This window comes from Lentzea waywayandensis, assembly GCF_900115955.1.
Lineage (GTDB): Bacteria > Actinomycetota > Actinomycetes > Mycobacteriales > Pseudonocardiaceae > Lentzea > Lentzea waywayandensis.
Map to the genome: position 1 here is coordinate 91,150 of NZ_FOYL01000016.1, position 12,447 is coordinate 103,596.

14 protein-coding genes are annotated in these 12,447 nt (G+C 68.2%); 5 read left to right on the top strand and 9 right to left on the bottom strand.

From position 1 onward, the window contains the following. Window positions 1-113: 113 nt before the first annotated feature. The 5 genes from BM417_RS40515 to BM417_RS40535 form a co-directional block, all read right to left on the bottom strand. Window positions 114-743, bottom strand: a complete 630-nt coding sequence (locus tag BM417_RS40515; protein ID WP_093605514.1) for an urease accessory protein UreD — start codon at window positions 741-743, stop codon at window positions 114-116. 91 nt (window positions 744-834) lie between these two features. Next, window positions 835-1,470 carry an urease accessory protein UreG gene (ureG, locus tag BM417_RS40520; RefSeq protein WP_322789017.1) on the bottom strand — a complete coding sequence of 212 codons (636 nt, stop codon included), beginning with the start codon at window positions 1,468-1,470 and terminating at the stop codon, window positions 835-837. After that, a complete protein-coding gene (locus BM417_RS40525) occupies window positions 1,460-2,071 on the bottom strand; it encodes an urease accessory protein UreF (RefSeq protein ID WP_177320888.1) in 612 nt (203 codons plus the stop codon). Before BM417_RS40525 ends, ureG begins: the two co-directional genes overlap by 11 nt. Continuing rightward, window positions 2,068-3,750 carry an urease subunit alpha gene (locus BM417_RS40530; RefSeq protein WP_093605420.1) on the bottom strand — a complete coding sequence of 561 codons (1,683 nt, stop codon included), beginning with the start codon at window positions 3,748-3,750 and terminating at the stop codon, window positions 2,068-2,070. Before BM417_RS40530 ends, BM417_RS40525 begins: the two co-directional genes overlap by 4 nt. Continuing rightward, window positions 3,747-4,346, bottom strand: a complete 600-nt coding sequence (locus tag BM417_RS40535) for an urease subunit gamma (protein WP_090065402.1) — start codon at window positions 4,344-4,346, stop codon at window positions 3,747-3,749. Before BM417_RS40535 ends, BM417_RS40530 begins: the two co-directional genes overlap by 4 nt. 144 nt (window positions 4,347-4,490) lie before the next feature. Here BM417_RS40535 and BM417_RS40540 point away from each other — a divergent pair, with 144 nt between their 5' ends. The 5 genes from BM417_RS40540 (at window position 4,491) to serC (ending at window position 8,982) form a co-directional block, all read left to right on the top strand. Continuing rightward, window positions 4,491-5,315, top strand: coding sequence for an ABC transporter ATP-binding protein (locus BM417_RS40540; RefSeq protein WP_093605421.1), 825 nt, complete (start codon window positions 4,491-4,493; stop codon window positions 5,313-5,315). Then, window positions 5,312-6,109, top strand: coding sequence for an ABC transporter permease (locus BM417_RS40545; RefSeq protein WP_093605422.1), 798 nt, complete (start codon window positions 5,312-5,314; stop codon window positions 6,107-6,109). Before BM417_RS40540 ends, BM417_RS40545 begins: the two co-directional genes overlap by 4 nt. After that, a complete protein-coding gene (locus BM417_RS40550; RefSeq protein WP_177320885.1) occupies window positions 6,088-7,143 on the top strand; it encodes a sensor histidine kinase in 1,056 nt (351 codons plus the stop codon). The genes BM417_RS40545 and BM417_RS40550 overlap by 22 nt, the downstream gene beginning before the upstream one ends. Then, the gene (locus BM417_RS40555) at window positions 7,140-7,742 is read left to right on the top strand and encodes a response regulator (RefSeq protein WP_093605424.1); all 603 of its coding nucleotides are present in this window, start codon (window positions 7,140-7,142) and stop codon (window positions 7,740-7,742) included. The genes BM417_RS40550 and BM417_RS40555 overlap by 4 nt, the downstream gene beginning before the upstream one ends. 112 nt (window positions 7,743-7,854) lie before the next feature. After that, on the top strand, window positions 7,855-8,982 hold the full coding sequence (gene serC / locus BM417_RS40560; protein WP_093605425.1) for a phosphoserine transaminase: 1,128 nt from the start codon (window positions 7,855-7,857) through the stop codon (window positions 8,980-8,982). A gap of 62 nt (window positions 8,983-9,044) precedes the next feature. On the opposite strand, the gene BM417_RS40565 is transcribed toward serC, so the two are convergent. From BM417_RS40565 to BM417_RS40580, 4 genes are read right to left on the bottom strand one after another with little or no spacing between them, the layout of a single operon-like run. Then, entirely contained in the window at window positions 9,045-10,157 is a 1,113-nt protein-coding gene (locus BM417_RS40565) for an ABC transporter permease (RefSeq protein ID WP_093605516.1), read from the bottom strand. 29 nt (window positions 10,158-10,186) lie between these two features. Then, window positions 10,187-10,837 (bottom strand): ABC transporter ATP-binding protein, encoded by a 651-nt coding sequence (locus BM417_RS40570; RefSeq protein ID WP_245822626.1) that lies wholly within the window; start codon window positions 10,835-10,837, stop codon window positions 10,187-10,189. Then, window positions 10,834-11,874, bottom strand: coding sequence for a peptidoglycan-binding domain-containing protein (locus BM417_RS40575; protein WP_245822627.1), 1,041 nt, complete (start codon window positions 11,872-11,874; stop codon window positions 10,834-10,836). Before BM417_RS40575 ends, BM417_RS40570 begins: the two co-directional genes overlap by 4 nt. Window positions 11,875-11,882: 8 nt before the next feature. After that, complete coding sequence (locus BM417_RS40580; RefSeq protein ID WP_143139009.1) at window positions 11,883-12,371, bottom strand: hypothetical protein; 489 nt, start codon at window positions 12,369-12,371, stop codon at window positions 11,883-11,885. Between the last annotated feature and the right edge of the window lie 76 nt (window positions 12,372-12,447).

Here is a 12,447-nt window from a genome sequence, read left to right on the forward strand (position 1 = left end):
CCGCGACCATACGCACGGCGAACGGATACCGAAACCGCCTGCGCGGTGATGACCACCACCTGAACGGTGACTGTCCGTGCAAAGAACAGTTCTGGATCGAGTCCGTGATCGAGTCAGATGGCATCGAGCACGCGTGTGACGGTGACCACGTCATCACCCAGTGCGGTGGCAAGGGTTCCGCCTGCTGCCAACGGAACGACGCTCCACCACTCCCCGCCGTCCGAACCGCGCTCCACCGAGTCCAGCACCACCTCGGTGCCGACGACCCGCTTGCCCGCCAGCCCGGCGGACGACGCGTCGACCGAGGGGTCACCGACGACCAGCTGCTGGTGCAACAACGGCTTGCCACAACGGGTTGCGCGCACCGTCGAGGACAACGTGCCCGGCTTCTCATCGGCCCGGCCGAGCACCAGGACCTCGCGGGTTCGCAACTGTGCGTGACCGTCCAATTCGGCCTCCACCACTGCGGTGTGGCGCGCACGGCTCGTCACGACCGTCGGTTCCGGCAGGTAGGACACGGTTCCCTCGACCAAGAACCGCACGACGGACGAAGAAACCGCACCGGACGAGCCAGGCAGCAACAGAGTCGCCGCAACACCTCGAAGCTCAAGCGAGGCTCCAGGACCGACTTCGACGGTCAGGGACAACGAATCGCCGCCCAACGGTGCCGTCACCGAGGAAACCAGGTGCACCAAGGCAACCGGCCCCACCCGCCGGTGCGGCACCAATGTCAACGGTGTCATCGACCGCAGAACTCGCACGACACTGTTGCCGTGCGAGTCCAACGAAACCACGAGCCGAGCCGACGCCTTCACAGAACCGCCTCCACCGCCGTCACAGCTGGGCCAGCACCCACTTCGCGACCTCAGGCGCGTCCGGCGTCTCGACCAACGACTGCGCGATGACCGGCAGCTCCCCGCGCATCCGGTGCGCGTCGGAGATCATCACGTCCATGTCCGCGCCCACGTACGGCGCGAGGTCGATCTTGTTGATGACCAGCAGGTCAGCGGTCGTGACTCCTGGCCCACCCTTGCGCGGCACCTTGTCCCCGCCGGCCACGTCGACCACGAAGATCTGCGCGTCGACCAGCCCGCGCGAGAACACCGCGGTCAGGTTGTCGCCGCCGCTCTCGATGATCACCAGATCCAACGACGAGTGCCGGTGCTCCAACCGCTCCACCGCGTCGAGGTTCGCGGTGATGTCGTCCCGGATCGCGGTGTGCGGGCAGCACCCGGTCTGCACGGCCTCGATGCGCGACGGGTCCAGCACCCCGGCCCGCCGCAGGAAGTCCGCGTCCTCGGTCGTGTAGATGTCGTTGGTGACGACCGCCAACTCCAACTGAGAACCCAAAGCGCGACACAAAGCAGCGGTCAGCGCGGTCTTGCCACTCCCCACCGGCCCGCCGATGCCGATGCGCGGCGCGGCTCCGTGGTGGTGATCATGCGGGTCGGGCCCGTGGTTAGCTCCCAAAGAGACGCACCCCTTCACGTCGAACATGTGCCTCGGCCAGAAGATCCAAGGCAGGCGAACCCAACGCAGGCAGTTCCTTGCAGGCCTGCGAAGCAACGTCTTCCACAGCAAGCGAAGCCACGATCGCGTTGACCCCGAACGGATCCAGCCCCAGCAACCGCACAGCCGCCGACGCCGGCCCGCTGACAGCAAGATAGGCGCAGGTCAGAGCAGCTTCATAAGCCTCACCGACCAGCACTCCGATCACCAACGGCTGATGCGGGTCGCGAGGCAACGCCTCCAACCGGGCAGAGGGCCAGGCACGGCGAGCCGCCCGGAGCATCCCCCGCCCCTGCGCCCGCGACGCCGAACGCTGAGCAGGAGAAGGCGTACGAGCGTCCAGCTCCGCGTCCAACAGATCAAGATCCTCGCCACGAGCCGCAGCAGCCGCGAACCCGGCGGCCAACAGCCCGGCACCGAGCAACCGCCCGTGCAGGAACGACCGCAGCGAAGGCTCGTCCACGACCAACCCGCGCGCGGCAGCCTCCTCCAGCCCACCGGAGTGCACGTGGCCACCACCGGGGAACCGGGAGTCGGCGAGGATCAGCGCGGTCAGCATCAGAACAGGAAATACCGTTGTGCCATCGGCAGTTCCGCGACCGGCGAAGGCTCGACCAACTCACCGTCGATGTGCACGGCGAAGCTGTCCGGATCGACCTGGACGTCCGGCATCGCGTCGTTCAACACCATGTCGGCCTTGGTCACCGACCGCGTCGACTCCACCGGCAGCACCCGCCGCGAATACCGCTCCCCGATCCCGGCCTCGATCGCCTCCGGCGCGACGAAGAACACCGACGAGGCCGCACCAGCCGTCGCACCGAACATCGGCCGCGCCCACACCGGCTGCGGCGTCGGAATGGAGGCGTTCGCGTCACCCATCGCGCCCCACGCGATGAACCCGCCCTTCACCACCACCGACGGCCGGACGCCGAAGAACTTGGGCTCCCACAGCACCAGGTCGGCCAGCTTGCCGACCTCGACCGACCCGACCTCGGACGCGATCCCGTGCGCCACCGCGGGGTTGATCGTGTACTTGGCGACATAGCGCTGAGCCCGCAGGTTCGAGTCCAGGGAACGACGCGACGACATCACGTGCGCGGTCTGCCAGGTCCGGATGATCACCTCGCCGACGCGGCCCATCGCCTGCGAGTCCGACGAGATCATCGAGATCGCGCCCAGGTCGTGCAGCACGTCCTCGGCCGCGATCGTGGTCGGCCTGATCCGCGACTCCGCGAACGCCAGGTCCTCCGGCACGGACGGGTTGAGGTGGTGGCAGACCATCAACATGTCGAGGTGTTCTTCGAGCGTGTTGATGGTGTGCGGACGCGTCGGATTGGTGGACGACGGCAGCACGTTCGGCAGCGAGACCACGCGGATGATGTCGGGCGCGTGCCCGCCGCCGGCGCCCTCGGAGTGGTAGGCGTTGATCGACCGGCCACCGATGGCGTCCACAGTGGACTCCAGGAACCCGGCCTCGTTCAGCGTGTCCGTGTGGATCGCGACCTGGACACCGGACTCGTCCGCCACCCGCAGGCAGGCGTCGATCGCCGCAGGCGTGGTGCCCCAGTCCTCGTGCAACTTGAAGCCGCCGGCACCGCCCACGAGCTGTTCCCGCAGGCCTTCGACCGAGACCGTGTTCCCCTTGCCCAGCAACAGGACGTTGATCGGCATGTGGTCCATCGACGTCAGCATGCGGTCGAGGTACCAGGCTCCCGGCGTGACGGTGGTGGCCTTCGTGCCCTCCGCCGGGCCGGTGCCGCCGCCGATCAACGTCGTCAGCCCGGACGCCAGCGCCTCGTCCACGATCTGCGGGCAGATGAAGTGGACGTGGCAGTCGATGCCGCCCGCGGTCAGGATCTTGCCGTTGCCGGACAGGATCTCCGTCGACGGACCGATCACCAGCGACGGGTGGACGCCGTCCATCGTGTCCGGGTTGCCGGCCTTGCCGATCGCGACGATCCGGCCGTCCCGCACACCGACGTCGGCCTTGACGACACCCCAGTGGTCGAGGATCACCGCACCCGTGATGACCAGGTCGGGAGCACCCTCGGCACGGGTCGCGACGCCCTGGCCCATCGACTCGCGGATCACCTTGCCGCCGCCGAAGATCACCTCGTCGCCGGAGCCGGCACCGCGCGAACGGTCCTCGGTGACCTCGATGAACAGGTCGGTGTCGGCGAGCCGGATCCGGTCGCCGACCGTCGGCCCGAGCAGCTCGGCATAACGCTCGCGGTCGATCATCGCTGCAACCCCCTGACGATCCTCAAGCCTGCCAGCGGAACCAGCGTGACCTCGCGCTCGACGCCCGGCTCGAACCGCACGGCCGTGCCCGCCGGGATGTCCAGGCGGTAGCCGAACGCGGCCTCGCGGTCGAAGGACAGCCCCGTGTTGACCGAGGCGAAGTGGAAGTGCGACCCGACCTGGACGGGCCGGTCGGCGACGTTCACGACGACCATCGTCACGCGCGGCCGTCCCGGGTTCAGCTCGACGGGCTCGGAGCCGACGACCACCTCACCCGGCGCCGGACCTGCTGACGGCGCGATCGGGTGGTGCACGGTGACGAGCTTCGTTCCGTCCGGGAAGGTCGCCTCCGCCTGCACCGAGTCGATCATCTCCGGCACGCCGCGCATGACCTGCTCCGGTGCGAGGACCGTGCGGCCGCTCTCCATGAGCTCGCTGACCGTGCGGCCGTCCCGCGCGCCTTCCAGCACGTGGTCGGTGATCAACGCGACGGCCTCGGGGTAGTTGAGCAGCACCCCGCGTTCGAGCCTCCGCCGCGCCACGTCAGCGGCGACGTGCACGAGGAGCTTGTCCCGTTCATGCGGCGTCAGATGCACCCGGCTGTTCTAACACGCGAAAGCGGGCTATCGCGGAGTGGAAACACGGCCGAAACACGACCGCGTGTCCACCGACCGGTTGACAACCGGGGTCAGCGGTGCGGTCGTCCCGCGAGAACCCCTCGAAAACGCAGGATTCTCCCCATGAACGCGATCCGAGTGAGGGGCCTCAAGAAGGCCTACAAGGACCACCAGGCGGTGGCAGGGGTGGACCTCGACGTCGCCCGCGGTGAGGTCTTCGCGGTGCTCGGCCCGAACGGCGCCGGCAAGACCACCAGCGTCGAGATCCTGGAGGGTCACCGCGACCGGGACGCGGGCGAGGTCAGCGTGCTGGGCGTCGACCCGGCCAAGGGCGGCCGGGAGTGGCGTTCGAAGCTCGGCATCGTCCTGCAGAGCGCGACCGACGCCGCCACGCTGACGGTGCGCGAGGCCGTGCACCACTACGCCAGGTACTACGCGAACCCGCGTGACCCGGAAGAGGTCATCGACCTCGTCGGGCTCACCGAGAAGGCCAAGTCCCGCGGCAGCACGCTCTCCGGTGGTCAGCGACGCCGCCTGGACGTGGCGCTCGGCATCATCGGCCGTCCGGAACTGATGTTCCTGGACGAGCCGACCACCGGCTTCGACCCCGAGGCGCGCCGCCAGTTCTGGAGCCTGATCAAGCGGCTGGCCGCCGAGGGCACCACGATCCTGCTGACCACGCACTACCTGGACGAGGCCGAGGCGCTCGCCGACCGCGTGGCGGTGCTCGCGGGCGGCCGGATCGTCGCCGAGGGCGCGCCGCAGACGCTCGGCGGCCGGGCTCACGCCGACGCGACCGTGCGCTGGCTCTCCGACCGGGGCTACCAGGAGATTCGCACCTCCGAGCCCACCAAGACGATCGCCGAGCTGTCGAGGCACGGCGAGCTCGCCGAACTCACCGTCACCCGCCCGTCGCTGGAAGACGTCTACCTGGAGCTGATCGCGTGACCACCGCAACGTTGCCCGGAACCCTGTCACTCGGTCTCGCGAGGGGTGCGACCGAGCTGCGGGAGTTCTTCCGGCAGAAGGAAAACCTCATCTTCACGATCTCGTTGCCGGCGCTGCTGATGCTGTTGCTCGGCACCGTGTACGTGCGCGAGGCCGCCGCCGGCCAGATGTTCGCGGCCAGCATGATCGGCGCCGGCATCATCTCGACGTCGTTCGTCGGGCTCGGCATGAGCGTCGTGGCCGACCGTGAGGACGGCACGCTCAAGCGCCTGCGCGGCACGCCGATGCCGTTCACGTCCTACTTCATCGGCAAGATCGTCCTGGTCTTCGTGTCGAGCCTGTTCGAGGCCGCGCTGCTGATGGTCGTGGCCGTGTGGCGGTTCGACGTCGAGCTGCCGTCGAGTGCGGAGAAGTGGCTGACGTTCGCCTGGGTGTTCACGCTCGGCGTCATCTCGTGCTCGCTGATCGGTGTGGCGCTGAGCGCGATCGCGAAGTCCACCCGGAACGCCGCGGGCGTGCTGAACCTGCCGTACATCGTGCTGCAGTTCCTCAGCGGTGTTTTCATCGCGCAGACGATGCTGCCGGAGTCGCTGCGCACGGTGGGTTCGCTCTTCCCGCTGAAGTGGGTGTGTCAGGGTTTCCGGTCGGTGTTCGCGCTGAACGACGGCTACGCGGTGATGGAGGCGGCGGGATCATGGGAGCTCGGCAAGATCGCGCTGGTGCTGGGAGCGTGGACGATCGTGGGCCTGGTGCTCGTCAGCAGGACTTTCAAGTGGAGCAACACCAGTCGCTGATCACCTGGTACGTGCTGTTCGCGATCACCCAGGCCACCGCGCTCGTGCTGATCCTGATCGACAACAACACCCTCGCCGACCGGCTGTCGGCGGCGGGGTTGTTGTCCTTGAACGGCCTGTGGTTCCTGTTCTACGGCAAGAAGCTGGTCACGAGCGGGGACGACGACTGGCACGGGTTGATCTACGCGGCCGGCTCGCTCGCCACGTTCGCCCCGGCGGTCTGGTTCAGCGGCAACGCGACCTTCGCCCTGTTCGGCCTGGTCCCGCAGATCTACATGGTCCTGCCGGTCGCGTGGGCGTTCTGGCCGATGGCGCTGTTCGTGTTCACGCCGCAGATCCTGACCTGGGCCGCGGGTGCCGTGCCCGCGCTGCCGTGGCCGGCCGCATTGTTGATCATCGCCTTCTCCCAGGCGTTCGGCTGGGCGATCAGCCGCATGTCCGAGCAGAGCAGGCAACGCGCCGAGCTGCTCCACCGGATCGAGGCGCTCACCATCGAGGCCGAACGGGCCCGCTGGGCTGGCGAGATCCACGACACGCTGGCCCAGGGCTTCACGTCGATCATCACGCTGCTGCAGGGCGCGCAGCCCGACGTCGAGCTGGCGTTGCGGACGGCGCGGGAGAACCTCCGCGAGGCACGGGCCCTGGTCGCCTCCAACTCACCGTCGCCTTTGGACGGTTCGACGTTGGAGGACGCGTTGCGGCGGTTGGTGAACGGCGTGGAGCTGGAGTCCTCCTTCCGGGTCATCGGCGATCCGGTGGGCCTGCAGACCTCGGCCGAGGTGGTGCTGCTGCGGACCGTCCAGGAGGCGCTGACCAACGTCGCGCGGCACTCCGGGGCCTCGCGGGTCGACGTGGTGATGAGGTTCGACGAGGACGGCGTCTCGCTGGAGGTGCGCGACGACGGGCGCGGGTTCGGGGACGCGCCGGAGGGCTTCGGCCTGCGGGGCATGCGTGCGAGGCTGGAACAGGTGGGTGGGACGCTCTCGCTGTCTTCTGACGAGGGGGCGTCCGTGCTGGTGGAGGTGCCGCTGTGATCAGGATTCTGCTGGTGGACGACCATCCCGTGGTGCGTCAGGGCTTGAAGGGAATGCTCGTCGCGGACGACCTGGAGGTCGTCGGTGATGCCGGTTCGGGCCAGGAGGCGATCGCTCAGGCCGCCCTGCTGAAGCCGGACGTCGTGCTGATGGACCTGCGAATGCCCGAAATGGACGGTGTGGCCGCCACCGCGAAGATCGCCGGAACCGGGCCGCGCGTTCTGGTCCTCACGACGTACGAGACCGATTCGGACATTCTTCGCGCGGTCGAGGCCGGTGCGTCCGGGTACCTGCTCAAGGACTCGACGACCGAGGACCTCATCGCGGCGATCCGTGCGGCGGCGCGCGGGGAGACCGTGCTGGCGCCGTCGATGGTCGCGAAGGTCGTCGGGCAGGTGCGCACTCCCCCTCTATCGGCACGCGAGGCCGAGGTGCTGAAGTTGGTGGCCAAGGGGATGTCCAACGTCGAGATCGGAAGGACGTTGTTCATCTCCGAGGCGACCGTGAAGACTCACCTGTTGCGGGTGTTCAACAAGCTCGGGGTGTCGGACCGCACAGCGGCGGTGACGACGGCGATGGATCGCGGCATGTTGCAGTGACCCAGGACACCCGGCTGTCACCTCCCGGCCACCGGCCTGCAACACTGTGAACTCCGGCAACGGCGCCGGTCAGGTCCCTGAAGCTCGTCAATCGCCCCGGAGGCGTGACCACATGACCCAGACCGCCGATCCGACCTCGTTGGTGCTTCCCGCCGAGCTCAAGCCGTCTGACGGCCGCTTCGGCTGTGGACCGTCCAAGGTGCGTCCCGAGGCCGTCGCGGCTCTCGCGTCCGAGGGTGCGGCGCTGCTCGGCACGTCCCACCGGCAGAAGCCCGTCAAGAACCTCGTCGGCCGCGTCCGCTCCGGACTGCGCGAGCTGTTCCAGCTGCCGGACGGCTACGAGGTCGTGCTCGGCAACGGTGGCACCACGGCGTTCTGGGACGCGGCGTCGTTCGGCCTGGTCCGCGAGGCCGCGCAGCACTTCACCAACGGCGAGTTCTCCTCCAAGTTCGCGAAGGTCACGCAGACCGCGCCGTTCCTGAAGGACTCCCTGGTCACCAAGGCCGAGCCGGGCACCACGCCCGAGCTGTTCTACGCCGAGGGCGCCGACCTGGTCGGCTGGGCGCAGAACGAGACCTCGACCGGTGTCGCGATGCCCGTCACCCGCATCGAGGGCTCCGGCGACGCGCTGATCGCGATCGACGCGACGTCCGCTGCCGGTGGCCTGCCGGTCATGGCCGAGGACTTCGACGTCTACTACTTCGCGCCGCAGAAGTCGTTCGCCTCGGACGGCGGCCTGTGGCTCGCGCTGATGTCGCCCGCCGCGCTCGCCCGCGTCGAGGAGCTCAAGGACCGCTGGGTGCCGGAGTTCCTGTCGCTGCCGACCGCGCTCGACAACTCCACGAAGGACCAGACGTACAACACGCCGTCGGTCGCCACGCTCTTCCTGCTGGCGCACCAGATCGACTGGATCAACGGCAACGGCGGCCTCGACTGGTCCGTCGCGCGCACCAAGGACTCCTCGGACCGCCTGTACGGCTGGGCCGAGAAGACCGCGTACACCACGCCGTACGTCGAGAAGGCCGCTGACCGCTCGCAGGTCGTCGGCACGATCAACTTCACCGACGACGTCGACGCGGCTGTCGTGGCGAAGGTGTTGCGCGCCAACGGAATCGTGGACGTCGAGCCGTACCGCAAGCTCGGCAAGAACCAGCTGCGCGTCGCGATGTTCCCGGCCATCGAGCCGAACGACGTCACGATCCTGACCGAGGCGATCGACTGGGTCGTCGGCCAGCTCTGACTCCCTGACGAAGACAGCAGCCTGGGGTGCACCGATGAGTTCTCGGTGCACCCCAGGGCTTTTCAGGCAAGTGCTTCCGTGGGCGACTGACGTGCCGCCCGCACCGCGGGATAGACGCCGGCGATGGCGCCGATGAGGATCGCCGAGCCCACTCCCCCGAGCAGGGCCGGCCACGGCAGTGCCGCGGGCCATTGCTGACTGATCGAATATCCGGCCGTGACCGCGATTCCCACGATCACACCGACCAGTCCACCAAGACCGGACAGCAACACCGACTCGGTGAGGAACTGCCATCTGATCTGCCGCCGGGTCGCCCCGAGCGCCCGCCGCAGACCGATCTCCCTGCGCCGTTCCAGCACCGAGATCACCATCGTGTTCGCCACGCCGACGCCACCCACCAACAACGCGACTCCGCCCAAGCCCAGGAACAGCGCGTTGTAGGAACTCTCGGCCAGCTGCTGCGCTTCGAGCGCCTCGGACGGCCGGGAAACCTTGACCTCGTTGGGCTTCTGCGGGTTCAACGTCGGCCCGAGCAGGTTGCGGACGTTGTCGACCTGATCCGGTGACGTGCGCACGTAGACCGTGTTCGCGTTGCCCTCGAACCCGAACGCCTCCTTGGCCGCGTCCCAGCCGACCAGCGCGGACCTGTCGATCTCCGGTGCGAGCGGCAGCGGCCCGAGGATGCCGACCACGGTGAACCACTGCCCGTCGATCCACAGCTGCACACCCGGCTTGTCGATGCCGAGGCGCGAGGCCGCGGTGCCCCCGAGCACCACCGACTTCTCGCCCGGCAACAGCCACCGGCCCTCGCGGACCTCGGCGCCCAGCACCTTCAACAGGTCCTTCTCCGCCGCCTGCACCTGCAACCCGAGCGTGTCGCTCGTCGGCACGAGGTCGTTCTTGCGGACGCTCGCGGAGAGCTTGCCGGTGGCACTGGCCGCCGACACCGCGCCGATCCGCTTGGCCATCGGCACCGCCGTCTCCGGCAGCTTCGCGTCCTGGCCGAAGAAGTCCTGGCCGGGCGCGGCGGTCAGGAGGTTGGTGCCCAGCTTGGACATCTTCTCCTTGAGAGCCGCCGCACTGGAGGCCGGGATGCCGACGACCGCGACCACCGCGGCGATGCCGATCGCGATGCCCAGTGCGGAGAGCACGGCGCGGATCGGGCGGGTCCGCATGCCGAAGAACCCGAGGCGGAGGAGGTCGATCACACGATCACTCCGTCCCGCACCTCGACGCGGCGCGGCGCCCAGGCCGCGATGTCCCGGTCGTGCGTGATCAGCACGATCGTCGTGCCGTCGGAGTTGAGGCTCTCCAACAACTCCAGCACTCCGGCACCGTTCTGCGTGTCGAGGTTCCCGGTCGGCTCGTCGGCCAGCAGGATCCCCGGCGTGTTCACCACGGCCCGCGCGATCGCGACCCGCTGACGTTCACCACCGGACAGCTCGTGCGGCTTGTGCAGCGCGCGGTGGATCAGTCCGACTCTGTCCAAAGCGGACATGGCCAACGCCCGTCGCTTGGAACGCGGCACGCCGGCGTAGACGAGTCCGGAGGCGACGTTCTCGATGGCGGACAGCCCGTCGGTGAGGAAGAACTGCTGGAACACGAACCCGATCGTGCGCGCCCGCAGTGCCGACAAGGCGTTGTCGGACAAGGTGGAGATGTCGTTGCCGTCGATCTCGACCGTGCCCGTCGTGGGCTTGTCGAGCGTGCCCATCAGGTGCAGCAGCGTCGACTTCCCCGAGCCGGACGGTCCCACGATCGCGAGCATCTCCCCGCCCCCGACGGTCAGGGAGACGTCGCGCAACGCCTGCACACCGCCGGGATACGTCCGGCTCGCGTGGTCGACGGTGATCACTCGGTGGTCACCACCTTCATGCCCTCGCGCAGGCCCTCGCCCTGCACCTCGACCTGGCCCTTGGCGAAGATGCCGACGGTGACCGGGATGGTCTTGCCGTCCTCGGTGACCACGCCGTAGCCGCCCTCGCTCAACGCGAGCAGCGCGCCGATCGGGACCGCGAGCACGTTCTGCTTCTTCGACACCGTGAAGAGCGCGGTGACGCTGCCGGACTCGATGCCCTCGACGGCCTTGGGGTCGTCGACGGAGATCGTCAGCACGATCTTCGGCTTCTGGCCCTGGTTCGGGTCGCCGGGGTTGCGGGTGATGCCGGTGATCGTTCCCGTGGTGGGCTTGCCGCCGGTGATCGACAGCTCGACCTTCTCGCCCTGCTTGGCGAGGCGCTGCTTGGACTGTTCCAGTTCGACGGTCACCGCGCGTTCGGTGCCGGTGACCTTCATCAGGTCGCCGCCGGCGGGTGCGCCGAGCTGGGCGTTCAGCGAGGAGACGCGGATCGCCCCAGGTTGGACGATCACGTCACCGGAGCCGAGCTTTCCGTTCTGCTCCAGGCCGTTGGCCTTCTGCCACTTCTTCAGCGCGGTGGCCGTGTAGTAGGTGAACTTCTCGTCGGGGGCACCGAAGTCCTTGAACCCCAGAGCGGCGAGGTTCTCCTCCACCACCTTGACATCGGGTCCGTTCGACATGCCCGACTCGAGGTCGCGGTAGAGCGGCATCGTGCCGTAGAACAGCGGCACGGGTTTGGCGTCCGAGTGGAACACCGGTTTGCCCTGGTCGATGACAGCGCCCTGGTTCGGCAGTCCCGTGATGGTGCCACTTTTCCGGCTGGCCAGCGCTCGTTCCGCGCCGTAACCGAGCTGGCCGGTCACCGACTGCTGGTCGGCCAGGTTCGTCTTCTTGACCTCTGTGGTCTTCGACGGGTCGTTCTGCAGCGGTGCGGCGTTGGCCTGGTTGGACGCGATTCTGGTGAGGACGACGACCCCACCGGTGCCGAGCACCACGGCGGCGACGAGCGCGGCGACGACGATCTTCCTGTTCACGCGGCGCTTCATCCGACCGGCCTCGAGATGGTGAACTCGCCCATGCCGCAGTCCTTCATGTCCTGCTTGACCTTGTCGTCCTCCAGGTCGGGCAGTTCCTGGACCTCGGCCGTGCCGCCGCCTTCGAACTTCGGGTCCGGCCAGTTGTAACCCTTGTCCCGCATGCACTTCGCCTGTTGACGCGCCTTGTCCTGCTCTTCCGGCGACGGCGGCTTCATCTCGCCACCGTTGGGCAGGTGCTCCTTGCAGGCCTCGTGGGCGGTCTTCATCTTCTCCTCGTCGATGGGAGCGCCGTCGCCAGGAGCCTGGATCGCGATGCCCGCGCCGTCCTCGCTCGTCTGCGGGTCCGGAATGTCGACACCGTTGTTCCGCATGCACTGGGCGAACTTGAGCATGTCGCCCTTCTCGTCCTTCTGAGCCCCGGCCGGCTGCTCTTTCGACCCGCAGGCGGTGAGCGCCAGGAGCAGGCCCAGCAACACTGCGATGGTGGATTTCATGGGGACAGGTCTACGGAGGGCGTCATTCGGCGGCGTTAAGCGAAAGGCCTTATCCGGCGCTTATGCCCGTTGCGCG

What these genes read in the sequence shown, in the direction of transcription:
- BM417_RS40515 (WP_093605514.1), bottom strand. Translation starts at nt 743, where the DNA reads ATGACACCGTTGACATTGGTGCCGCACCGGCGGGTGGGGCCGGTTGCC.
- BM417_RS40530 (WP_093605420.1), bottom strand. Translation starts at nt 3,750, where the DNA reads ATGATCGACCGCGAGCGTTATGCCGAGCTGCTCGGGCCGACGGTCGGC.
- BM417_RS40540 (WP_093605421.1), top strand. Translation starts at nt 4,491, where the DNA reads ATGAACGCGATCCGAGTGAGGGGCCTCAAGAAGGCCTACAAGGACCAC.
- serC (WP_093605425.1), top strand. Translation starts at nt 7,855, where the DNA reads ATGACCCAGACCGCCGATCCGACCTCGTTGGTGCTTCCCGCCGAGCTC.
- BM417_RS40565 (WP_093605516.1), bottom strand. Translation starts at nt 10,157, where the DNA reads ATGCGGACCCGCCCGATCCGCGCCGTGCTCTCCGCACTGGGCATCGCG.
- BM417_RS40580 (WP_143139009.1), bottom strand. Translation starts at nt 12,371, where the DNA reads ATGAAATCCACCATCGCAGTGTTGCTGGGCCTGCTCCTGGCGCTCACC.